The following is a 22909-nucleotide window of genomic DNA, read 5'->3' on the forward strand; positions in this document are numbered from 1 at the left end:
CGCACCCGGAGGTGGATCGGTCCAAGGTCGCCTACCGCCGCGGGGTGATCCCGGGGCAAGGGATCTTCATGAGAACCATCGCGATCCTCGTCCTCGCCACGCTCGCGAGCGCCGCAGCCGCCGAGGAGCCGCCCGCCCGTCGCTGGCCTCGCGCCATCGAGCACGAGCAGGGCACGCTGCTCGTCTACCAGCCACAGCTCGAGAAGCTCGAGGGCGTGACGCTCTCGGGCCGGTCCGCCGTCTCGTGGCAGGCCAAGGGCGCGGGCGCCCCGGTGTTCGGCGTCTTCTGGTTCGACGCGCAGGTGCTCATCGACAAGGACCGCCGCGAGCTGCAGGTGGAGAAGGTCACGGTCACGAAGGTCCGCTTCCCGAACATCACGCCGGAGAAGGAGAAGGCGGTCGCGCAGATCATCGAGGCCGAGGTTCCGAGGTGGGACGTGCACGGGAGCCTCGACGAGATCCAGGCCGCCATCGCGGTGACGCAGAAGGAGCGCGCGAGCGAGAAGGGGCTCGCCGTCGCGCCGCCGAAGCTCGTCTTCTCCTACGATCCCGCGGTGCTCCTCCTCTACGACGGGGAGCCCACGCTCCGGCCGCTCGAGCAGACCGGCCTCGAGCGGGTCGTGAACACGCCGCTCTTCGTGGTGCGCGATCCGGCGACCAAGCGCCTTTACCTCGGGGGCGGCAGCTTCTGGTACGAGGCGACGGATCCCAAGGGGCCCTGGACGCCGGTCGCGGCGCCCTCGCCCGCCGTGAAGGCGGTCTACGACAAGAATCCTCCGAAGCCGCCGCCGCAGCCGGCCGCGGAGGGCGACGAGGTCACGACGACGTCGGCGAAGACGCCCTCCAAGCCGGAAAAGCCGGAGAAGCCGCCCCGGATCGTCGTCGCGACCGTCCCGACCGAGCTCATCGTCTTCGACGGGAAGCCCAGCTACGCGCCGGTCGGGAAGGACGGCAACCTGCTCTACGCGGACAACTGCGACGGCAAGGTGCTCGTGCACGTGCCGACGAGCGAGACGTTCGTCCTCGTGTCGGGCCGCTGGTACAGGGCGGCCTCCTTCGAGGGGCCGTGGACCCCGGTGCGTCCGGACAAGCTCCCGGCGCCGTTCCGGTCCATCCCGCCGGACTCGCCCGTCGCCGACGTCCGCCCGTTCGTGAGCGGCACGCGCGAGGCGGACGACGCCATCGCGGACGCGCAGATCCCCCAGACCACCGCCGTGAAGCGCGACCAGAAGCTCGAGGTCACCTACGACGGCGAGCCGAAGTTCAAGGCCATCGAGGGGACGAAGCTCGCGTACGCGGTGAACACGCCGTTCTCGGTGATCCAGGACTCGGGCCAGTACTGGTGCTGCCACCAGGCCGTCTGGTACGTGTCGCCCGCGCCGAAGGGGCCCTGGACGGTGAGCGACAAGCGTCCGCCGTCCATCGACCAGGTCCCGCCGAGCGCGCCCGTCTACAACACGAAGTACGTCTACGTGTACCAGTCCACGCCCGAGGTCGTGTACGTGGGCTACGTCCCCGGCTACGTCGGCGCGTACCCGTACTATGGCACCGTCGTCTACGGCACCGGGTTCTACTACCCACCGTACGTCGGGCCGGCCGTCTATTACCCGCAGCCCGCGACCTTCGGCATGCATGTCAGCTACAACCCGTGGACGGGCTGGGGCGTCGGCGTGAGCTACGGGACGCCGTTCTTCTCCGTCGGCGTCCACTTCGGCGGCGCCCCGTACCACGGGTATTACGGCCCCGTCGGCTATCGCTACCCGCCCCGGCCACCGTACGGCTACCGCCCGCCGCCGCCGGGGTACCGGCCGCCTCCGGGCCGCTATCCGGGCTACGGGGGAAGCTATCCCGGCACGCGGCCGCCGGCCGGCGGGGCCGGCGGTGTCGGCGGTGTGGGTGGGGTGGGTGGGGTCGGCGGCGCCGGTGGTGTGGGCGGCGTCGGTGGTGCCGGTGGCGTCGGCGGACCCGGTGGGCCGGGTGGTGCGCGCCCGGGCGGCCCGCCGTCAGCGTCGCAGCTGCCGTCCAACAACCTTTACAACCGCCCGGAGAACGCGAAGCGGAACGCCCCGCGCTCGAGCACGGGCGACGTCCGTCAGCCGTCCGTCGCGAACCAGCCGAACAACGTCTACGGTGACCGGAACGGCAACGTGTACCGCCAGAACCAGGGCGGCGGCTGGGACAAGAACACCAGCGGTGGATGGCAGCAGGCGGGCGCGTCGCCGCGGCAGGCCCCGGCGCAGGGCGGAGGCCCCTCCGCGGGGCAGTACGGTGGCGGAGGCGGCGCGCGCTCCGCGCCGGCGCAGGCGCAGGCGCAGGCGGCGCCACGTGGCGGGGGCGCCCCCGCCGGCCTGAGCTCCGACGCCGCCGCACGTGGCCGCAGCGGCGGCTACGGCGGTGGCGGGAGCCGCGGAGGCGGTGGGGGGCGCGGGGGCGGCGGCAGGAGATAGTTCGGGATCCGGCGCCGGACCTCCGCGCGACCGCCTTACCCGCCCCGAAGTGGCAGCCTCGTCGTCGCGGCCAGGCGCGAGCAGCGCGTCCTCTCCCCTGCGGCGCTGCGTGGGACGTTCGTCCAATCGACGCGCCCGCACCGTCGCGACATGGGTTGACCGACGTGGGGGAGCGGGCCGACGACCGACCGAACCCCGCGAGCCGCGAGGAGGTCCGACATGCCGCTCGGCGCCGCCTGGCCCCGGAATCCGATCATCTACGAGGTGAACACCTGGGCGTGGCTGCGCGAGGTCGGCCTGCGCGCCGGCGGGAAGCGGGTCGCGCTGGGCGCCGTCCCCGACGCGGAGTGGGACGCGCTCGCGGGGTGGAAGCCGGACGCGGTGTGGCTCATGGGCGTCTGGGAGCGGAGCCCGGAGGGGCGGCGCATCGCGCTCGCGAACGAGGAGCTCGTCCGCTCCTTCCACGAGGCGCTGCCCGACCTGCGGCCGGACGACGACATCGTCGGGTCGCCTTACTGCATCCGTGGATATGCCGTCGACGCGCGGCTCGGCGGTCCGGCCGGGCTCGCGAAGGCGCGGGCGCAGCTCGCGCAGCGCGGCATCCGGCTCGTCCTCGACCTCGTGCCGAACCACGTCGCGCCCGACCATCCCTGGACGCGCGAGGCGCCGGAGTACTTCGTCCGCGGCGGCGAGGACGAGGCGGCGCGCTCGCCGGAGGCGTTCCTCCGGGTCGGCGGCGCGGTGCTCGCGCGCGGCCGCGACCCGTACTTCCCGCCGTGGCCTGACGTCGTGCAGCTCGACGCGTTCTCCCCGGGCTACCGGAACGCGCTCACGAGCACGCTCTCGGAGATCGCCGGTCAGTGCGACGCCGTCCGGGCGGACATGGCCATGCTGCTCGTGAACCGCGTCTTCGCCCGGACCTGGGGCGCACGAGTCGGGCCGGCGCCCGCCACGGAGCTCTGGAAGGAGGTCCTCGCCGAGGTGCGGCGGCGGAGCCCCGGGTTCCGCTTCCTCGCCGAGGCGTACTGGGAGATGGAGTGGGAGCTGCAGCAGCTCGGCTTCGACTTCTGTTACGACAAGCGGCTCTACGACCGGATGGTGGAGGGCTCGGGCGAGGGCGTCATGCAGCACCTCCGCGCCGGGCTCGACTACCAGGAGCGGCTCGTCCGCTTCATCGAGAACCACGACGAGCCGCGCGCAGCGGCCGCGCTCGGGCCGCGCTCGCGCGCCGCCGCGGTGGCCGTCGCGACGCTTCCCGGCGCGCGCCTCTTCCACGAGGGTCAGTTCGAGGGGCGCAAGGTCCGCCTGCCGGTGTTCCTCGCCCGCCGCCCCGAGGAGCCGGTGGCCCCCGCCCTCCCTGGCTTCTACCGGAAGCTCCTCGCCGAGGCCGCGCACCCCGTGTACCGGGAGGGCGCCTTCGCGACCTGCGAGCTCCACGGCTGGGAGGACAACCGCTCGTACCGGAACCTCGCCGCCTGGTGCTGGAAGCTCGGCGACGAGCGGCGGCTCGTGGTCGTGAACCTCGGGCCGGCGCGATCGCAGGCCCTGGTGCGCGTGCCCTGGCCCGAGGTCGCCGGCAGGAGCTGGCGGCTGGAGGACGCGTTGGACGGCACGGCGTTCGACCGTGCCGGGGCGGACCTGGCCGGGCCGGGCCTCTTCGTCGATCTCGAGGCGGGCGCATGGCACCTCGTCACGCTCCGCTGATCGATTCGCGCCGCGGGGCCGGCAGCCGCACCCCGCCCGGGTCCTCCTCGGACCAAGGTCCACTCGATCGCCCGACGTCACCGCCGGAGACTCGGCGCCAGGGTCGCAACAGAGAGGATCACATGTCGCCGACGAAGAGTCGCTCCGCGTCCGCCGATCCGAAGCGTTCGATCCCCTTTCACGCCGCGCTCGCCGTCGCCCTGCTCGCCGCGTCATGCGGGAAGAAGGAGGCGCCGGCACCACCGCCTGTGCCGGAGGTCACGGTCACGGAGGTGATCCAGCGCGACGTACCGATCGGCGCGGAGCTCACCGCGACGCTGCGCGGCTACGAGGACGTCGAGATCCGCGCGCGCGTCGAGGGCTACCTCCGCTCGGTCGACTACCGGGAGGGGTTCGAGGTCAAGAAGGGGCAGCTCCTCTTCACGATCGACGATCAGCCCTACCGCGCGAAGCTCGCGGAGACGAAGGGAGAGCTCGCGCGCGCCGAGTCCGCGCTCGCGAAGACGGACCTCGACGTGGCGCGGTTCAAGCCGCTCGCCGCCCAGCGCGCGATCAGCCAGGCGGAGCTCGACAACGCCATCGCGGCCCAGCGCTCCGCGCGCGCCGTGGTGGACGCGGCCAAGGCGCTCGTGGAGAACGCCAAGCTCGACCTCGGCTACTGCCGCATCACCTCGCCGGTCGCCGGCCTCGCCGGCCAGGCGCAGCGCAAGGTCGGAGACCTCGTCGGCAAGGGCGAGGCCACCCTCCTCACCACCATCTCGTCCATCGACCCGATCCGGGTGAGCGTGAACATCCCGGAGGCGCTGTATCTCAAGTTCGCGAGCTCGCTTCCGAGGACGGACGCCCCCGCGCCGAAGGGCACGCCCGTCAAGGGCCCAGGCGCCGAGCTCGTGCTCGCGGACGGGTCGGTGTTCCCGGAGCGCGGCCACATCGTCCTCGTCGACCGCGCCGTCGATCCCCAGACCGGAACCCTCCGCGCCGACCTCGCGTTCCGGAATCCGAGCAAGCTCCTCCGCCCCGGGCTCTACGGCAAGGTGCGGTACGCGGCCGAGCGGCGTACCGGCGCGCTCCTCGTCCCGCAGCGCGCGGTCGTGGAGGTGCAGGGGCAGTACTCGGTGGTGGTCGTGAACGCGGAGGGCAAGGCCGAGACGCGCAAGGTGAAGGTGGGCCCGCGCGTGGGCAGCCTCTGGATCCTCGAGGAGGGCGTGAAGCCCGGGGAGAAGGTCATCGTGGAGGGGGCGCGCCGGGTCGTCGACGGAATGCCCGTGAAGGCGACGACCGTCCCGGCGGAGGCGGCGCCCACCGCGGCGGCACCCGCTCCCGCCGCGCCCACCGCGGCCGGCGGCGCGGGCACCCAGCCGGCCTCGACGGGCGGCGGGCAGGGGCCGACCTCGCAGGCGAGGTGAGCCATGGGCAACTTCTTCATCCGCCGCCCGATCGTGGCGATGGTGATCTCCATCGTCACCGTGATCGTGGGCCTCGTGTCGCTCTCGCGCCTGCCCATCGCGCAGTACCCGGAGATCACCCCGCCGCTCATCCAGGTCACGACGACCTACATCGGCGCGAGCGCGCTCGACGTGGAGCAGTCCGTCGCGACGCCCATCGAGCAGCAGGTGAACGGCGTCGAGCGGTCCATCTACCTCAAGTCGACGAACGCGAACGACGGCACCCTGAAGCTCGAGGTGTCGTTCGAGGTGGGGTCGGACCTCGACATCTCGAACGTCCTCACCCAGAACCGCGTGTCGCAGGCGACCCCGTCGCTGCCCACCGACGTGAAGAACTACGGCGTGAGCGTGAAGAAGTCGCTGTCCTTCCCGCTCATGCTCGTGACGCTGACCTCGCCGTCCGGCACGTACGACTCGAACTTCCTCTCGAACTACGCGCTCATCAACATCAACGACCAGCTCGCGCGCATCAGCGGGGTCGGGCAGGTGACGCTGTTCGGCGGGTCGGACTACGCGATGCGGATCTGGGTCCGCCCGGACAGGCTCCAGAGGCTCGGGCTCACCGTCATCGACCTCGTGAACGCGGTGAAGTCGCAGAACCTGCTCCAGCCCTCCGGGCAGATCGGCGGGCCGCCCGCGCCGAAGGGGACCGAGTTCACGTACCAGGTCAAGACGCAGGGGCGCCTCCTCACCCCGGAGGAGTTCGCGCACATCATCGTCCGCGCGAACCCGGACGGCTCGGTGGTCCGGCTCGGCGACGTCGCGCGCCTCGACCTCGGCTCGGTCCTCTACAACGCGGTGGGCCGCCTCAACGGGAAGTCGGCCGCGGTCATCGCCATCTACCAGATCCCCGGCTCGAACGCGCTCGAGGTCCAGAAGGCGGTGCGGAAGACGATGGCCGAGGTCCAGGGGCGCTTCCCGGCGGGCATCGAGCAGAAGGTGACGCTCGACACCACCGCCGCCATCACCGCCGGCATCGACGAGATCATCACCACGCTGTTCGAGGCGGTGGTGCTCGTCATCATCGTGGTGTTCATCTTCCTTCAGAACTGGCGCGCCACCCTCATCCCGCTGCTCACCGTGCCGGTGTCGCTCCTCGGCACCTTCATGGTGTTCCCGCTCCTCGGCTTCTCGGTGAACACGCTGTCGCTCCTCGGCCTCGTGCTCGCCATCGGCATCGTGGTGGACGACGCGATCGTGGTGGTCGAGGCGGTGATGCACCACATCGAGCAGGGGAAGTCTCCGAAGGAGGCGACCGCCGAGGCGATGCGGCAGGTCTCGGGGCCGGTCATCGCCATCGCCCTCGTGCTCACTGCGGTCTTCGTGCCGGTCGCGTTCATCAGCGGCATCAGCGGCCGCCTCTACCAGCAGTTCGCGATCACCATCGCGATCTCGGTGATCTTCTCGGCCATCAACGCGCTGACCCTCTCCCCGGCCCTCTCCTCGCTCATCCTGAAGCCGAAGAGCGGGAAGCGCTCGCTGCTGCAGCCGTTCTACGGCTGGTTCAACCGGATGTTCGGCCGGTTCACGGACGGGTACCTGTCGCTCACCGGGATCCTCGTCCGGAAGGCGTTCCGGAGCGCGCTCCTCGTCGCGGTCGTGACGGTGCTCGCGGTGGTGGTGGCGCGGCGCATCCCGGGCGGCTTCGTGCCGGACGAGGACAACGGCTACTTCTTCGCGAACATCCAGCTTCCCGACGCGGCGTCGCTCGAGCGGACCGACGCGGTCTCGAAGAAGGTGGAGGCCCTCATCGGGAAGGCGCCGGGCGTCGAGTACGTCACCACGATCTCCGGCTACTCGCTCGTCTCGGGCGCCTACGCCTCGAACACCGCCTTCCTCTTCGTCTCGCTGAAGCCCTGGGAGGAGCGGAAGGCCAAGGAGGAGCACGCCTTCGCGCTCATGGCCGCGCTCAACCGCGAGCTCGCCGCGAAGGTCCCCGAGGCGATCGCGGTCACCTTCGGTCCCCCGCCGATCATCGGCCTCGGGTCCGGCTCGGGCTTCACGATCATGCTGCAGGACCGGAGCGGCGGGTCCCCCGAGTTCCTCGCGGACAACGTCGAGAAGTTCCTCGCCGCCGCGCGGAAGCGGCCGGAGATCGGGTCGGCGCGCACCACCTTCCGGGCCGCCGTCCCGCAGATCTTCGCCGACATCGACCGCGACAAGGTCACGAAGCTCGGGGTGCCCGTCACCGACGTGAACTCCACGCTCGGCGCGCTGCTCGGCGGCACCTACGTCAACGACTTCAACCGGTTCGGCCGGACGTACAAGGTGTACCTGCAGGCCGAGCCCGAGTACCGCGGCGACGTGAAGGGCCTCGGGCTGTTCTCGGTCCGGACCGCCAGCGGCGGCACCGTCCCGCTCGACACCCTCCTCGCGACCCGGTCCGCGGCCGGCCCCGAGTTCACGAACCGCTTCAACCTCTACCGGGCCGCGGAGGTCACCGGCCAGCCGGCGGAGGGCTTCAGCTCGTCCCAGGCCCTCGCCGCGCTCGAGGAGACCGCGAAGCAGGTGCTGCCGCCCGAGATGGGCTACCAGTGGTCCAACGTCTCGTACCAGGAGAAGCAGGCGGAGGGCACGGCCGGCCTGGTGTTCGTGTTCGCGATCGTGCTCGTGTTCCTCGTCCTCGCGGCGCAGTACGAGAGCTGGTCGCTGCCCCTGAGCGTGCTGCTCGGGACGCCGTTCGCCGCGTTCGGCGCCTTCCTGGGGCTCTACCTCGCGCGGCTCACCAGCCCGGCGTACGTGACGAACGTCTTCGCCCAGATCGGCCTGGTGATGCTGGTCGGCCTCGCCGCGAAGAACGCGATCCTCATCGTCGAGTTCGCGAAGGAGGCGCGCGAGAAGGAGGGGCTCGGCTACATCGAGGCGGCCATGGAGGCCGCGAAGCTCCGCCTCCGGCCCATCCTCATGACGGCGTTCGCCTTCATCCTCGGGGTCGTGCCGCTCGTGCGCGCCGCGGGCGCCGGCGCGGAGGGGCGAAAGGTGATGGGGATGGCGGTGTTCGCGGGCATGCTCATCGCGACCATCCTCGGCGTCGTCCTCGTCCCCGTGCTGTTCGTCGTCGTCGAGCGGCTCTTCGGGAAGAAGGGCAAGGGAGGAGCGCCCGCCGAGGCGGCCGCGCCCGAGCCGCGCAAGGCGGCGGGAGGCAACCCGTGAACCGCACCGCGCTCGTCGCCGCCGCCCTCGCCGCCGCGGGCTGCTCGTTCGCCCCGGCCTACCGCCGGCCCGACGCCGGCGTCCCCGCCGAGTACCGGCTCGCGAGGCCCGGCGAGGCGAACTCGATCGCCGATCTGCCGTGGTGGCAGGTCTTCAGCGACCCCGTGCTCCAGGAGCTGATCGCGGAGGCGCTCGCCGCGAACCAGGACCTCGCGCTCGCGACGGCGCGGGTGGCCGAGTTCCGCGCCAACGCCGGGATCGCCCGGGCGGATCTCTTCCCCCAGCTCGCGGCGCAGGCGACCGGCGGCTACGGCCAGCCGATCTCCGACAAGGTCCTCGAGGGCAAGCCCCGGGCGCACTACTCGGTCGACGCGTCGGTCTTCTGGGAGCTCGACATCTGGGGCCGGGTGCGGAACGGGCGCGACGCGGCGATCGCGGACCTCCTCGCCACCGAGGACGGGCGGCACGCGGTGGTGCTGTCGCTCGTCTCCGGCGTGGCGCAGGCGTACCTGGAGCTGCGCGCGCTCGATCTCCAGCTCGAGATCGCGCGGTCGAACGCCGAGACGCGGCGCGGGACGCTGCAGCTGTTCGAGGCGCGGGGGCAGGGGGGCATCGCGTCGGACCTCGAGGTGAACCAGGCCCGCGCCGACCTGGCGGTCACGCTGGCGGCGATCCCGCAGACCGAGATGCTCATCTGGATGAAGGAGCACGAGCTGTGCGTGCTGCTCGGGCGGGCGCCCGGGTCCATCAAGCGCGGCACCGCCCTCGCCGACCTTCCGGAGCCGCCCGAGCTGCCCGCCGGCGTCCCGGCCCAGCTGCTCGAGCGCCGCCCGGACGTGCTCGCCGCCGAGCAGAACATCATCGCGGCGGGCAAGCGCGTCGGCGTCGCCGTGGCGGAGCGCCTTCCGACGCTGTCGCTCTCCGGGTTCATCGGGCTGCAGGCCCGGAACATCAACGACGTCTTCGACCCGTCGGCGCTGGCGTGGGACACGGCGGGGAGCCTGTTCGCGCCGATCTTCCAGGGCGGCCGCCTCAAGTCGGCGGAGGAGGCTGCGCGGGCCCGCCTCGAGCAGTCGGTGGCGGCCTACCGCAAGACGGTCGAGGTCGCGCTCCAGGAGGTGGCCGACGCGTCGGCCGGCGTGCTGAAGCTGCGCGACGTGCGCGCCGCCTTCCAGACCCAGGTCACGGCCACCACGGCGGCCTCGACCCTGGCGATGGCCCGGTACCAGGGGGGCGTCTCGAGCTACCTCGAGGTGCTCGACGCCCAGCGGCAGCAGTTCGACGCGCAGCTCAGCCTCGCGAACGCGATGCGCGACGAGCTCACGTCGCTGGTCCTGCTGTACCGCGCGCTGGGCGGCGGCTGGCGTCAGGAGGCCCCGCCTCCCCCGCCCCAGGAACCACCGCCCCCCCCGCCGGGGACGCTGAAGCAGTGAGCCTTCGTGAACCGGAGGACGACATGGTGACCGCCCAGGATCTGAAGCAGATCTTCCTCTTCAAGCACGTCCCGGACCCCGTCCTGGCGCTGGTGGCGGAGGCCGCGGAGGAGGTCACCTTCGCGCCCGGCGAGACCATCGCGACCGAGCGCGACCCGGCGAAGGCGCTCTACCTGATCCGCAGCGGGACGGTGCGTGCGACTCGGCAGGACCTGAGCGCGCCCGTGCTCTTCGGCACGGGGGAGTCGATCGGACAGGTGTCGATCCTGGACGGCGGGCCGGCCGGCATGGAGGCCGTCGCGCTCGAGCGCGTCGATGCGGTCGCCCTGCGGCCGGCGAGGCTCGTCGAGAAGCTCGGCGCGAACCCGGAGGCGGCGTTCCAGCTGTACCGCGCCGTGGCGAGGTCGCTGGCGGGACGGCTGCGCCGGGCCCTCGACGCGATCTCCCTCGCGCGCGACGGCGGGGAGCCCTGAGGGCCGGTTGCGCCCGCGCGCTGGCGCACGGAGCCGAGGAGGTCATCGTGGCGAGCACGGCGGAGAATCCGACCCGTCCGGCGGAAGACCTCGCGGTCCCAGCGGACCGGGGCCTCTTCCGGCGCCTCCTCGATCCCGACGAGCGGTTCGCGGAGGTCCTGTTCGGCCTCATCATGGTCGTCACCATCACGGGGACGATCAGCGTCACCGCCGGCGGACGCGAGGAAGTCGGCACGATGCTCCGCGGCGCCCTCGGCTGCAACCTGGCCTGGGGGATCGCGGACGCGGTGATGTACGTCCTCACGACGCTCATCGCGCGCGGGCGGGGCATCGTGCTCCTGCGTGCCGTCCGGAGCGCGCCGGATCCCCGGCGCGCCCACGCCGCCATCGCCGGCGCGCTGCCGCCCGTGGTCGCGGAGGTCCTCACGGAGGCCGACCTCGAGACCATGCGCCAGCGGCTCGCCGGCGCGCCCCCACCGCCCGCGCGCCCGTGGCTCGGGCGCGACGACGTCCTCGCCGCGCTGGCGGTCTGCCTCCTCGTGTTCGTCGCCACGTTCCCGGTCGTGATCCCGTTCTTCTTCGTCGAGGAGGCGCGGACCGCGCTCCGGCTCTCCAACGCCGTCGCCATCGTGATGCTGTACGCGCTCGGCCACCTCGCGGCGCGCCAGGCGGGCGGCCGGCCCTGGCGGTTCGGCCTCGCGATGGTCCTCCTCGGCGCCGTGCTCGTCGCCGGCATCGTGGCGCTCGGCGGATGAGGCCCTCCGGCCCGCTCGCGCTCCTCGTCGCGCTCCTCGCGTGGCCGGCCGGCCGGGCCGCAGCCGCCGACGCGACGGAGGCGAAGGACGTGACCGGCGAAGGCGCGGCCGCCTGGGCGGTCTCGGCGTCCGCGTACTATTTCATCGTGCCGCACGAGCGGGACTACGTGAACCCGAACGTCACGGCGGACCGCGGCCGGCTCCACCTCGAGGCGCGGTACAACTACGAGGCGATCGAGGCGGGCTCGCTCTGGGTCGGCGCGAAGCTGGCCGCCGGGGAGGAGCTCGCGCTCGAGCTCACGCCGATGCTCGGCGGCGTCTTCGGGAGCGTCTCGGGCATCGCGCCGGGCTGGCTCCTCTCGATCACGTACCGGGACCTCTCCCTCTCGAGCCAGGGTGAGTACCTCGTCGCCACGACCGGCGCGGAGGAGAGCTTCCTCTACACGTGGTCGGAGCTGGACTGGTCGCCCACCGAGTGGCTCCGGGCAGGGCTCGCGATCCAGCGGACCAAGGCCTACCAGACCTCCCTGGACCTCCAGCGGGGGTTCCTGGTCGGCCTCTCGTACCGGAACGTCGAGCTCGCCGGCTACGTGTTCAACCTGGGCTGGACGGACCCGACCGTCGTGCTCGCCGTCGTGGCCGCGTTCTGAAGCCCCTCCCTCACCGACCCGCGGCCGGGGCGGAGGCGTGGCTCAGCCGACCGCCTCGGCCTCCCCCCCGCCGGCGGCTCCGCCCGTCGCCCGCAGCAGCACCTCGAACTCGGCGCCGCCACCCGGCGCCTGCGAGACGCGGATGGACCCGCCGTGCGCCTCGACGATCGACCGGCTGATGCAGAGCCCCATCCCGAGGCCGACCGGCTTCGTCGTGAAGAAGGGCTCGAAGATGCGCGCGGCGAGGGAGGGCGGCACGCCCGGCCCCGCGTCCACGACGCGGATCGCGACCGCCTCGCCGCTCGGCTCCGCGATGATCCGGACGCGCCGCTGCTGCTCCGGCAGGCCGGCGACGGCGTCCAGAGCGTTCACGAGCAGGTTCAGGAACACCTGCACGAGCTGCACCTCGTCGCCGGTGACCGGGGACAGCCCCGGCGCGACCTGAACCTCCACGCTCACGCCCCGGTCCCGGGCGTCCGCCATCACGAGACGCACCGCGTCGCGGATCACGGCCCCGACGTCGAGCTTCGCAGCGGTCCAGCTCTCCCGGCGCAGCGCGCCGCGGATCCTCCGGATCACCTCGCCTGCGCGGTTCACGTCGCGGACGATGTCCTCGAGGCACGACCGGACCTCGTCCCCCGGCCCCGCGGCCATGAAGCGCTGCGCCGCCTGCGCGTTGCTGAGCACGGCGCCGAGCGGCGAGTTGATCTCGTGCGCGAGCGAGCCGACCAGCTCCCCGATGACGGAGACCCGGTTCATGTGAGCGACCACCGCCAGGTTCTCGCGCGCCTTCGCCTCGGCGCGCCAGCGCTTGCGGCGCTCGAGGAGGAGCAGCGCGATCAGGGTCGACTGGAGCAGGAACCCGGTCGCGAGGAGGAGCATCGCCCAGCGGTAGCGCACCCACGGCGACGGCTCGCGGAGGCGGACCTCGGCGCCGGCGGGCACCCGGCGGTCGGGGACGTTCCACCGCTCGAGCTGCCGGCCGTCGAGCACGGTCCGGTTCGCTCCGCTGCGCTGGACCGGGATCGCCTCGACGCGCTCGCCCGCGAGGACGCGGAGCGCGGTGCGCGCGACGAGCCGCGCGGTCTCCCCGTAGTCGACGAGCACGCCCCCGATCGTCCCGGAGCCGACGAGGTGCGCGTGCAGCGTGAAGATCGGCGCGGAGGAGGCCGACACCATCAGGGGCATGGACTCCGTGCCCGCCCACTGCCGCCCCGCGCCGTCCCGGAAGAGCGCGAGCACGAGGACGATCGATCGCGGCGCGAGCGCGCGGAGCCGCTCCTCCAGCCCCTTCATCGGCAGCCCGAACAGCTCCACGACGTCGAGCCGGGTCCCCGCCCCTGCCGCCTCGCGCCGCAACAGCTCGTTCAGCGGTCGGTCCTGCGGAGACGCTCCCCCCACGAGCACGACGTGCTGCGTGTCCGGGAACAGCGCGAGCGCGAGCGCGAGGGTCTCGCGGACGGCGAAGTGCTCCGTGACGCCGGTGACGTTCGCGGGCAGACGCCGCGCCGCGACCGCGCCCTCCTCGGCGAGCCCGAACACGATCGGCACGCCCGGGAAGGGCGTCGTCCCGGGGTCCGCCAGGAAGTCGAGCGCGTCCACGCCGACCGCGATGATGACGTCGGGCGGCGTCCGCGCGTACTTGGCCCGGAGCCAGTTCCGGAAGCCTTCCTCGTACGCGGGGTCGGGGAACCTCAGGCGATCGAGGTGCTCGGAGAAGAGCGCGAGATCGGTCCCGAGGGGAAGCGCGGCCCGGAGCGCAGCGGTGAAGACGGCGTTCGCCGGCACGCCCGGCTCGAACGCGTGGACCGCGAGGACGCGGCGGGGGCGCGCATCCGGCTCGGCTGCGCCGGCCGCTCCGCAGAGCGCCACCGTGAGCAACGCGGCGACCACCCGACCTCGGAGCAGCACATCTCCCCGCATCGAGCGGATATGTACGCAGCGCTCGGGACGCCTGGACGCCCCGTTCCGGGGGACGCGTCGATCGGCCGCGGCCGTCACGGAACGTGACTCCCTCCCGCGGGAGCGGCGACCGCTCGGCGCTCCGGCAGCGATCGTCGCTCAGCGATCAGCCGCTCCAGGGGGCGGTGCGGCTCCCCCCTTGCCCTTGCCCTTGCCGGCGGCCTGCCCGGACACCTCCCGCCGCGCGGCGTCCTTGTTGCCGAGCTCGAGGAAGCTCTTCGCGTCCATGGTGCCGAAGATCCGGATCAGCGTGGCCACGAGCCCGGTCCAGCCGGTCTGGTGCGAGGCGCCGATCCCCGCGCCGAGGTCGCCGTGGAAGTACTCGTAGAAGAGGAGGTTGTCGCGCCAGTGCGGGTCCGTCTGGAACTTCTCGGTTCCACCGTACACGGGCCGCTTGCCGTCGGCGCCGCGCAGGAAGATCCGCGTCAGGCGCTTCGCGAGCTCCTCCGCCACCTCGTAGAGGTTCATCATCCGGCCGGAGCCGGTCGGGCACTCGACCCGGAACGCGTCGCCGTAGAAGAGGTAGAAGTTGAGGAGCGCGCGGATGAGCAGCACGTTCACCGGCATCCAGATCGGGCCGCGCCAGTTCGAGTTGCCACCGAACATGCCGCTGTCGGACTCGGCCGGGAGGTAGTCCACCCGGAACTCCTGCCCTGCGACGTGGAAGACGTACGGGTGGTCCTTGTGGTACCGCGACACTGCGCGAAGCCCGTAGGGGCTGAGGAACTCGTTCTCGTCGAGCATCCGGGCCAGGATCCGCCGCAGGCGCTGCGAGGTCACGACGGCCAGCATCGCGCGGTCCGCGTAGGCGTACTGCTCCTCCCCGGCGCCGAGCCGGGCCTTCGCCGGCGCGTGCATCGTCTCGAGCAGGTGCGGGAACCGCCGCACCCGCTCCTGGAAGTGCGCGACGAGCCGCGGCGTCCGCTCCAGCTCGAACCTCTCGAAGACCGTCGTGGCGCACAGGGGCAGGAGCCCGACCATCGACCGGACCTTGAGGCGCGTGGCGGTGCCGTCCGGGAGCCGGAGGATGTCGTAGTAGAAGCCGTCCTCCTCGTCCCACATGCCTTCCGCGCCGGAGCGGTTCATGGCGTTGGCAATCCACAGGAAGTGCTCGACGAACTTGACCGACAGGTCGTCGAACGCCGGATCCGTCGCCGCGATCTCCGTGCCGATGTCGAGCATGGTCTGGCAGAAGAGGGACATCCAGGCCGTGCCGTCCGCCTGCTCGAGGTGGCCGCCCGTCGGCAGCGGCGCGGAGCGATCGAACACGCCGATGTTGTCGAGGCCGAGGAACCCGCCCTCGAACACGTTCTTCCCGAACCGGTCCTTCCGGTTCACCCACCAGTTGAAGTTCGAGAGCAGCTTCCCGAAGGAGCGCTTCATGAACTCGAGGTCACCCTGGCCCCGGAGGCGCTGCTCCATGCGGTAGATGAACAGCGTCGCCCACGCATGGACCGGGGGATTCACGTCGCTGAAGTTCCACTCGTACGCGGGGATCTGCCCGCTCGGATGCAGGTAGAACTCGCGGAGCATGACGTCGAGCTGCCCCTTCGCGAAGTCCACGTCGACGGCGGAGAGCGCGATGGCGTGGAAGGCGAGGTCCCACGCGGCGTACCAGGGGTACTCCCACTTGTCCGGCATGGAGATCACGTGGTCGTTCACCATGTGTCTCCACTCCTGGTTCCGCACGTTGCTGACGCTGCCGCCCTGCGACTGGAACGGATCGACCTTGTGCTCCCGGAGCCACTTCTCCGCGTCGAAGAAGTAGTACTGCTTCGACCAGAGCATCCCCGCGAGCGCCTGGCGCAGCACGCGCGCCTCGTCCTCGGTGGCCTTCGGCGGCGTGATGGCACGGTAGAACGCGTCGGCCTCGCGGAGCCGCTCCGCGAACGCCTCCTCGAACTTGGCGAACGGCGCGTCGAGCGACTCCGGCGCGACGTCGCAGAGCCGGAGCCGCAGCACCGACGTCTGGCCCGGCCCCAGCTCGACGATCCGGTGCGCCGCGGCCTTCGTCCCCGTCTTCGCCGGGTTGACCGCGTCCGGGTTCCCGTGCACCACGTGCTCGTGGAAGCCGTCCTTCACGAACGGCCCGGCGTTCGGCGTCCCGAAGAGGCGCTGGGTGTTCGTGTCGTTCTCGGTGAACAGGAGCGGCACGTCGCCTTCCACGTACAGCCATCGGTCGCCGAGGGTCGCGTGCGACGCCGCGACGACCGTCGACCCGCCGCGGCCTCCGACCTGGCGGAGCGACGGCTTCGGCGGGTCCGCCCACCAGGTCCAGGTGTTGCGGAACCACAGCGTGGGCAGCAGGTGCACGCGGGCCGCCTCCGGTCCGCGATTCGCGACGGTGATCCGGACGAGCACGTCCTCGGGCGCCGCCTTGGCGTACTCGACGAAGACGTCGAAGTACCGGTCCTCCGCGAAGACCCCCGTGTCGAGGAGCTCGTACTCGAGCTCCTGGCGGCCGCGCCGCCCGTTCGTCGCCACGAGATCCGCGTACGGGTACGCCCGCTGCGGATACTTGTAGAGGTACTTCATGTACGAGTGGGTCGGCGTGCTGTCGAGATAGAAGTAGTACTCCTTCACGTCCTCGCCGTGATTGCCCTCGGAGTTCGTGAGGCCGAAGAGCCGCTCCTTCAGGATCTCGTCCTTCTCGTTCCACAGCGCGAGCGCGAAGCAGAGCCGCTGCTTGTCGTCGGAGAGGCCGGCGAGGCCGTCCTCGCCCCAGTGGTACGCGCGAGACCGCGCCTGGTCGTGCGAGAAGTAGTTCCAGGCGTCGCCGCTCTCGCTGTAGTCCTCGCGAACGGTTCCCCACTGGCGCTCGCTGAGGTAGGGGCCCCACTTCCTCCACGGGACGGCGCGTTCGCGCGCCTCGTCGAGCCTCCGGGACTCTGCGCCTACCCCTGCGGTCGTCAGCATGGCGGTCTCCTCGTCGCTCGTCTCGACGAGGCAGCGTGGCGCGATCGCGGAGCGCGGGCGATGGGACGATGGTCTCAGCCGACGCGCGCGCGCCCCGGGCGCGGGCACCCGTTCGATCGCCTCGGCGCTCCGTTCCGGGCGCGGAGACGCGGAGCACGCTTCACCCGGACCGGTTCGGTCCGCCGGGGGCGTACGAGCGGACTGGCGTCGCGACCTCGCACACGCTCAGGAGAGATCCCTGCGCTTCTCCTCGAACTCGGCCCGATCGATCTCGCCGCGCGCATACCGCCGCTGCAGGATCTCGAGCGGGCTGTCGGGGGCACGTCCGGGCCCTTCGCGCACCGGTCCCCGATCCCACACCGCCCGGATGACCCAGACCAGCGCCACGGCGAACACGAGCCAGAAGAGCGCCATGCCGAACATCCCGAACCACCACCCGAAGCCGTTGCCCATCCAGTGCCACATGGGACGCCTCCCTCCTCGCAGAGTGCGGGCGGGCCAGCCGGCGTACCGCACCTCGCGCGCCGTCCATCCACTGCTCGTGGATGACGGCTCGCCAGCGAAGACTCTGCCCGCGCGCACGCACGAGCTGGCGCCACGGCGCCGTCGACCGCCGGCCCGGCTCGCCGGGAGAACCACAGCGCGCCCGTTGTAAGAATAAGGGGGCCCCGTCTCCGGGGCCCTCCGCGTTTCCGTATGTCGTCCGAGAGGCACAGATGGATTGCGGTCGCGCCCGCCGGCCTCCGCAACTTGGTGGCGCGGCGCGGATGCGAGCGAGCGGCCCCGCGGCTCCGGACGACGCGAACTGAGCGTCTACTGGATTGCCCCGCTCGAGGCCTTCAGCTTGTCGACGAGGGGCTGCATGTCAGCGATCGAGACGCCGGACGCGTTCCGAGGTGAGCCGACGAACGTGGTCATCGCGGTGGCGAGCCCGCTCGTGCCGGCGCTCACCTGCATCGTGTACCCGCCCATCATTCCACCGCCGCCCATCATTCCACCACCCATGCCGCTCATCGAGATCGGCGTGGACCCCATCACGCCATTCATCACGCCGTCGGACGCGTCTCTCATCATGGCGGTGAAGATGCTCGAAGAGGAGGTCATCCCGACCGTCCGCGCGTACTGCGAGATCGCCGCGATGGTCATCCCGTAGTTCTTCGCGCTCAGGTCCGCGGCAGCCCCCGCCCCGGCGACCGCCGGGTTCATCGGCGCGGTCATGAGGATGTCGCCGACGTCGAAGTAGTTGCCCACGGCCGTGTTGGCGGCCGCGATGTTCGCCGCGGTCATGCCGCCTGCCATGTACTGCGCGCGGGCCTGGGCCATCGAGGTGAGCGGCGTGACCTGGACTCCGGTCATCGCCGAGCCCCCCGCGAAGGACGGGACGGAGCTCGTCACGACGTCGCTGGGCAGCATCGCCATCGTCGTGCCAGTCGCCTCGTCCACGAACGTGCCGCCGGTCATCCGCAGCACGACCGCTCCGGCATACCCTGCGACCGGGATGCTGAAGGTCCCCGAGGCGGCGACCGGGCTCGTCCCGAGCAGCGGACCCATCGTCCCGCCGTCGACCGCGTAGGCCGCGATCGCGCCGGACTGCATCCCGCCCATGAACACCGTGCCGGCGATGGTTCCGGAGCCGGCCGACGGCGGCGGCGGCCCGCCGCCCGCGCTGGGTGCAGCCGGGAGCGTCTTCAGGAAGAGGAGGAGATCGGCCCAGTCCAGATCGCCGAGCTGCCACCGCGGCATGATCGTGGACAGGGCGCTCCCGTCGACATCGAGGCCCTGGGTGACCGCTCGGCGGATCAGATCGTCGGTGTACGTCGGGCCGCGGCTGCCGTCCGGGTCGAGCATGCCAGACGGATCGGTGAGGTTCCCGTACGTGATGTTCGGGGTCGTGAACATCATCATGGTGCGGCCGAGCCCGTCATACCCGTGGCAGCTGGCGCACCCGCTCGACATCATCATCCCGTAGCTGCCGTTGCGGACGATCGGCTGCCCGTCCGTACCGATGCCCGTGTCGAAGATTCGCTGGCCGAGCGCCACGGGATCGGTCGGGGTGCCGCCCGAGGTTCCACCGCACACCGGCGCCGGCGGCGCCCACGTGTACTGGCCGCCCATCATCTGGCCGCAGCGGTCGTAGGCGTGGCTTGCGAACGAGGTCATCACGCCGACGTGGCGCGCGGCTTCGGTCTGGTCGCCGCCGAGCGTCGAAAAGGTACACGCGACGAGCCGGTGCGCGTCGAGCTCCTGCAGCATCGCGTTCGCGACGCACGCCATGTCCGCGTACGTGTACCCGCTGTGCGCGTCCATGAACGCGTCCATGCTGCCGCTCATCTGCGCCATCTGCGAGATCCACGGACGCACCTGCGCGTCGTAGGCGTCGTGCACGGCAGCACAACCCCCGAGCGTCATGGTGGGTCCCGCGATCGTGGTCCCGTACGAGACCGCGGCCGACTGCACGCTCGCCGTGAGGTCCTGATACTGCGTGATCGTCGCGCTGCTCGCGACGGCGGGGCCCGTCTGTGGGCTCGGCGGGGAGCCGCCGGCAGTGCCCGTCTGCGGGCTCGTCGCGGAGCCCCCGCACGCGAGGACCGCCAGCAGGGAGGCGCACGCCGGGACGATGGATCCGACTCTCATGTCGACGCTCGATTCGTGGGTATGGCGCGCGGTCGCTGCAGCGCACATGCCGCCCGGAAATCGGCAGCCAGCAAGGATTCCGCTGCTCGCGCCCCGGCGAGGGGTACGCAATGGCTGCGCTCTTCTGACGCAGCCGCACACGGATGACGCCTCGCTCGTCGCGTCCGAGCGCCCTCTTCAGGCCACGTGACCGGGAGGGTTGACGGAGGATTCATCGCTTGTTACTGGGTTGGTCAACCAACCAACTATGGCACGCCCGACCAACACCGAGGAGCGTCGCGCCGAGATCGTCGCCGGCCTCCGCAAGGTCATGGCGCGCCGCGGATACGAGGGTGCGTCCGTGGCCGAGATCGCCCGTGCGGCGGGCCTCGCGCCGGGGCTCGTCCACTACCACTTCCACGACAAGCGGGAGATCCTCCTCGCCCTCCTCGAGCAGCTGGTCCGGGAGGCCGGCGAGCGCGCGCAGCGCGCCCTCGCGCGCGGTGGCAAGGAGCCGCTGGAGCGCCTGGAGGTATACCTCGACGCCTTCCTCTCCAGAGAGGCTGACCCTGACCCCGAGGCGGTCGCGTGCTGGGTCGCCATCGGAGCGGAAGCCATCCGGGACGCGAAGGTGAAGAAGGCTTACGGCGTGGCGCTCCGGACCTCCGCGGCCGCCGTCGAGGCCCTCGTCATGGAGGCGCTCGCGGCTTCGGGCGGGAAGCCTGCAGAAGCGAAGGTCATCGCCGCCGCGCTTCACGCCGCCATCCAGGGCTACCTGCTCGTGTCGGTGACGGCGCCGGAGCTCGTCCCTCGGGGCTCCGCGGCTGGAGCCACGCGACGGCTCGCGCGCATGCTGATCCAGGGGGCTCTGCCATGACCGGTCCCTGTCTTCTGGTGCTCGGCGCGCTGGGCGCGATCGGTGCGCCTCCCGTGCAGCATCACGCCGCCGGCCGGGAGGAGGTCCCCACGACCGCCCTCGTCGTCATCGTGATCGTGCTGGCCGCGCTGCCGCTCCTGAAGCGCTTGCAGAAACGGCTGGAAAGGAAGACGCAGCTGCGCCTGCGCGTGGACGAGGCCGGCATCGAATGCGCATACCCCGGCGGTGTCTGCCGGCGAGCCGCCTGGGCGGACCTCACGGAGGTGCGAATCCGGACGACCTCCGAAGGACCGCACCTGGAGGATGTCTTCTGGGGCTTCCACACCGGCAGCGAGATGCCGCAGGTCATCGTCCCGCACGAGGTCGCGGTGCAGTCGGAGCTCCTGGACGCGCTCCAGCGACGGTTACCGGGCCTCGACGACGAGGCCGTCATCCGCGCCATGGGCTGCGGAGAGGACCGGTTCTTCGTGGTGTGGTCGGCCAGGGCAGCGCCTGCATCCGGGAGCGAGAGGGACGCTGGCCCAGGAGTGACCCACGAGGACGCGACGACGTCGAACCCGCAATCGCAATCAAATGGCACGTGACCGAGTTGCGGCGGTTCGCGGAGGCGGGCGCGATCGAGCCGGCCGCGCCATCGTCCCACCGACGTCGCCCCCGGGTTCTCGCGCCGAAGTGGGGCGAGTGGGGCCAGAACGATGAAGCGCGCGAGCCCGGTTTGCAGGGCTCGCGCGCTCAGGTGCGCCGAAGTACTGGGACTTCCGAGAGGCACCGGGCGGATTCGAACCGCCGAATACGGGTTTTGCGCGCGCTCGCGTTCCGCGACGAGCCCTGCCGAGCGGCGACGACGACGTTGCGCTCGGCAAGGTGCGCAGCGTGGGGCGCCGTCGAGATCGAGCCGGGGACTTGGCGCGCTGTGCGCGCGCGGGCCAGCTATTGCGGGCGAACCGCGAACGCTGCGGCTAGTCGCTCAGCGACCCACTCGAGGACCGCACTCTGGTCGGCCGTCCCCTCCACGACGAGCGTGACGAAGGCCTCCGCCTCATCCACTGTCGCATCGACCGTGAGGTCCATGGCGGCCAACACCTCGGTCGCGGCGAGCCACGCGATGCGCTTGTTGCCGTCCACGTAGCAGTGGTTTCGCGCGAGGTAGTAGAGCAGATGCGCCGCGAACAGGAGCTTCTGAGTCGAGTCGTCCTCGCCCAGGTACGCCTGCGCGTTCCACGCGGCGCCCAGGCTCGCGTTCACGCAGCCGACCTTCAACGTGCCGGGGTCGCCACCGTGCTTCTGGAGGCTCGCCTCGTGGAGATCCTCGAGGCGAGCCTCCGTCACGAACTCATCCCACGGCGTCTCGCTCACTGCGCGAGCCTCTTGAGGAGCTCCTCCCAGTGGGACAGGAGGTACTCCTTCCGCGCGCGCGGGTCCGCAAACGTGAAGGACTCTCGCATCGGCCGAATCCAGAGCAGCTTCAGAGCACGTCCCGACCGCAGAATCATCGCTCTAACCGGCTCCTGCCGAAGCTCGATGGCGCGCTCGACCTGCTCCATCGTCGCGGTGCACGAGTACTTTCGCTCGTCCGCCGAGATCCGCACCTCTGGAGCGTCGAACTCGAACCCGAGCCCCACGATCGCGCCCTTCACCTCAAGCAACGCGGGAGCCGCCGGCGGGAGCTCCGGCAGCTTCATCGTCCCGAGGCTCACTTCGTGGAGGATCGCGCCGTTCCGGCGAAGCTCGTACCGCTGCCCATGGATACCGCTGGGAAGGCGCGAGAGGTACCGACGGACGAGCGCGTTCTCCGCGCGGCCCCTACCCTCCGCCTCGATCGCGGTCAGCAGTCGTCGCGTCGCGCGCTCAGGCAGGTCCTCGAGGAGCGGCATGTTCGCGCCGGGCTCTACACGCATCCGGCAGACGGCGCCGAGTTCAAGAGAGCCCTCACCGATGGTCGTGAGCTCCAGGTCGAGGAGCCGCGCGCGCTCGGCGAGGCGGCCGCCCTTGCGGCCGTAGTTCGGATCGTCGCTGGCATCGCGCACGAGTCCGGACGCGATCCGGCGGACCGCGGCGAGCAGAGCGGTCAGCGCTGGGCCGAACGCGTCAAGGCTGAGCCGGTGCTCCGCCAACCCGGGCGCGGTCCCGTCCCAGTGGATGTGGAGCTGCGTCTCCTGCACGCCTGCCTCCTCTGCTAGTCGTACATACTACGGAGGGCCGTCAAGTTCCTGTCCCATGGCGTCCCGAGTGGTTTTCCTCGCAGGGTAGCCGCCACGCAAGGGTGCAACCGGTCGCCGCTTTGTCGCCAGAGAGCCGTCCCGCCCCGCGAACGTTCCCGGTACGCTCTGCGCCGTGACCGACTTATCCCCTCTCGCCCGGGTCTGCGCGAGCGACGAAGCTGTCACGCGGCGTCGCCGACGCCGCGCTCGCCGAGCTCGGACACGACGAACGCCGTGACGAGGATGGCAAGGTCGTCATCGGCCGGCGCGCGGGTCCGGT

Annotated in this window: 16 protein-coding genes; 10 read left to right on the plus strand and 6 right to left on the minus strand. The window is 71.6% G+C overall.

Annotation, left to right across the window (positions count from 1 at the left end; all coding sequences use genetic code 11):
• Nucleotides 1-68: 68 nt before the first annotated feature.
• From AMOR_RS04675 to AMOR_RS04710, 8 genes are all read left to right on the plus strand, one after another.
• A complete protein-coding gene (locus AMOR_RS04675; RefSeq protein ID WP_248358933.1) occupies nt 69-2447 on the plus strand; it encodes a hypothetical protein in 2379 nt (792 codons plus the stop codon).
• A 219-nt stretch (nt 2448-2666) separates the two neighbouring features.
• Nucleotides 2667-4151 carry an alpha-amylase family protein gene (locus tag AMOR_RS04680; protein WP_248358936.1) on the plus strand — a complete coding sequence of 495 codons (1485 nt, stop codon included), beginning with the start codon at nt 2667-2669 and terminating at the stop codon, nt 4149-4151.
• Between the two features lie 122 nt (nt 4152-4273).
• Nucleotides 4274-5557: an efflux RND transporter periplasmic adaptor subunit gene (locus tag AMOR_RS04685; protein ID WP_248358939.1), complete on the plus strand. Its 1284-nt coding sequence runs from the start codon at nt 4274-4276 to the stop codon at nt 5555-5557.
• A 3-nt stretch (nt 5558-5560) separates the two neighbouring features.
• Nucleotides 5561-8749, plus strand: coding sequence for an efflux RND transporter permease subunit (locus AMOR_RS04690; RefSeq protein ID WP_248358942.1), 3189 nt, complete (start codon nt 5561-5563; stop codon nt 8747-8749).
• Entirely contained in the window at nt 8746-10182 is a 1437-nt protein-coding gene (locus tag AMOR_RS04695; RefSeq protein WP_248358945.1) for an efflux transporter outer membrane subunit, read from the plus strand. Before AMOR_RS04690 ends, AMOR_RS04695 begins: the two co-directional genes overlap by 4 nt.
• A gap of 23 nt (nt 10183-10205) precedes the next feature.
• Nucleotides 10206-10655 carry a Crp/Fnr family transcriptional regulator gene (locus AMOR_RS04700; protein WP_248358947.1) on the plus strand — a complete coding sequence of 150 codons (450 nt, stop codon included), beginning with the start codon at nt 10206-10208 and terminating at the stop codon, nt 10653-10655.
• A 47-nt stretch (nt 10656-10702) separates the two neighbouring features.
• On the plus strand, nt 10703-11410 hold the full coding sequence (locus tag AMOR_RS04705; RefSeq protein ID WP_248358949.1) for a VIT1/CCC1 transporter family protein: 708 nt from the start codon (nt 10703-10705) through the stop codon (nt 11408-11410).
• A complete protein-coding gene (locus AMOR_RS04710; protein ID WP_248358951.1) occupies nt 11407-12060 on the plus strand; it encodes a hypothetical protein in 654 nt (217 codons plus the stop codon). The genes AMOR_RS04705 and AMOR_RS04710 overlap by 4 nt, the downstream gene beginning before the upstream one ends.
• 42 nt (nt 12061-12102) lie before the next feature.
• Here AMOR_RS04710 and AMOR_RS04715 read toward each other — a convergent pair whose 3' ends face one another.
• The 4 genes from AMOR_RS04715 to AMOR_RS04730 form a co-directional block, all read right to left on the minus strand.
• The gene (locus AMOR_RS04715) at nt 12103-13953 is read right to left on the minus strand and encodes a sensor histidine kinase (protein WP_248358953.1); all 1851 of its coding nucleotides are present in this window, start codon (nt 13951-13953) and stop codon (nt 12103-12105) included.
• A 168-nt stretch (nt 13954-14121) separates the two neighbouring features.
• Complete coding sequence (locus AMOR_RS04720; protein ID WP_248358955.1) at nt 14122-16938, minus strand: MGH1-like glycoside hydrolase domain-containing protein; 2817 nt, start codon at nt 16936-16938, stop codon at nt 14122-14124.
• 225 nt (nt 16939-17163) lie between these two features.
• Nucleotides 17164-17403: an SHOCT domain-containing protein gene (locus tag AMOR_RS04725; protein WP_248358957.1), complete on the minus strand. Its 240-nt coding sequence runs from the start codon at nt 17401-17403 to the stop codon at nt 17164-17166.
• 348 nt (nt 17404-17751) lie between these two features.
• Nucleotides 17752-19572 carry a hypothetical protein gene (locus AMOR_RS04730; RefSeq protein WP_248358959.1) on the minus strand — a complete coding sequence of 607 codons (1821 nt, stop codon included), beginning with the start codon at nt 19570-19572 and terminating at the stop codon, nt 17752-17754.
• 247 nt (nt 19573-19819) lie between these two features.
• On the opposite strand from AMOR_RS04730, the gene AMOR_RS04735 reads away from it, so the two are divergent.
• Together AMOR_RS04735 and AMOR_RS04740 are read left to right on the plus strand one after the other, a co-directional pair.
• Nucleotides 19820-20428, plus strand: coding sequence for a TetR/AcrR family transcriptional regulator (locus tag AMOR_RS04735; RefSeq protein WP_248358960.1), 609 nt, complete (start codon nt 19820-19822; stop codon nt 20426-20428).
• Complete coding sequence (locus AMOR_RS04740; protein ID WP_248358964.1) at nt 20425-21012, plus strand: hypothetical protein; 588 nt, start codon at nt 20425-20427, stop codon at nt 21010-21012. Before AMOR_RS04735 ends, AMOR_RS04740 begins: the two co-directional genes overlap by 4 nt.
• A gap of 346 nt (nt 21013-21358) precedes the next feature.
• On the opposite strand, the gene AMOR_RS04745 is transcribed toward AMOR_RS04740, so the two are convergent.
• Complete coding sequence (locus AMOR_RS04745; RefSeq protein ID WP_248358966.1) at nt 21359-21757, minus strand: type II toxin-antitoxin system death-on-curing family toxin; 399 nt, start codon at nt 21755-21757, stop codon at nt 21359-21361.
• Between the two features lie 23 nt (nt 21758-21780).
• A complete protein-coding gene (locus tag AMOR_RS04750) occupies nt 21781-22590 on the minus strand; it encodes a hypothetical protein (RefSeq protein WP_248358968.1) in 810 nt (269 codons plus the stop codon).
• Nucleotides 22591-22909: the final 319 nt, after the last annotated feature.

This window comes from Anaeromyxobacter oryzae (assembly GCF_023169945.1).
In the GTDB taxonomy this organism is placed as follows: Bacteria; Myxococcota; Myxococcia; order Myxococcales; family Anaeromyxobacteraceae; genus Anaeromyxobacter; species Anaeromyxobacter oryzae.

What these genes read in the sequence shown, in the direction of transcription:
- AMOR_RS04675 (WP_248358933.1), top strand. Translation starts at nt 69, where the DNA reads ATGAGAACCATCGCGATCCTCGTCCTCGCCACGCTCGCGAGCGCCGCA.
- AMOR_RS04680 (WP_248358936.1), top strand. Translation starts at nt 2,667, where the DNA reads ATGCCGCTCGGCGCCGCCTGGCCCCGGAATCCGATCATCTACGAGGTG.
- AMOR_RS04685 (WP_248358939.1), top strand. Translation starts at nt 4,274, where the DNA reads ATGTCGCCGACGAAGAGTCGCTCCGCGTCCGCCGATCCGAAGCGTTCG.
- AMOR_RS04690 (WP_248358942.1), top strand. Translation starts at nt 5,561, where the DNA reads ATGGGCAACTTCTTCATCCGCCGCCCGATCGTGGCGATGGTGATCTCC.
- AMOR_RS04700 (WP_248358947.1), top strand. Translation starts at nt 10,206, where the DNA reads ATGGTGACCGCCCAGGATCTGAAGCAGATCTTCCTCTTCAAGCACGTC.
- AMOR_RS04710 (WP_248358951.1), top strand. Translation starts at nt 11,407, where the DNA reads ATGAGGCCCTCCGGCCCGCTCGCGCTCCTCGTCGCGCTCCTCGCGTGG.
- AMOR_RS04720 (WP_248358955.1), bottom strand. Translation starts at nt 16,938, where the DNA reads ATGCTGACGACCGCAGGGGTAGGCGCAGAGTCCCGGAGGCTCGACGAG.
- AMOR_RS04725 (WP_248358957.1), bottom strand. Translation starts at nt 17,403, where the DNA reads ATGTGGCACTGGATGGGCAACGGCTTCGGGTGGTGGTTCGGGATGTTC.
- AMOR_RS04730 (WP_248358959.1), bottom strand. Translation starts at nt 19,572, where the DNA reads ATGAGAGTCGGATCCATCGTCCCGGCGTGCGCCTCCCTGCTGGCGGTC.
- AMOR_RS04735 (WP_248358960.1), top strand. Translation starts at nt 19,820, where the DNA reads ATGGCACGCCCGACCAACACCGAGGAGCGTCGCGCCGAGATCGTCGCC.
- AMOR_RS04740 (WP_248358964.1), top strand. Translation starts at nt 20,425, where the DNA reads ATGACCGGTCCCTGTCTTCTGGTGCTCGGCGCGCTGGGCGCGATCGGT.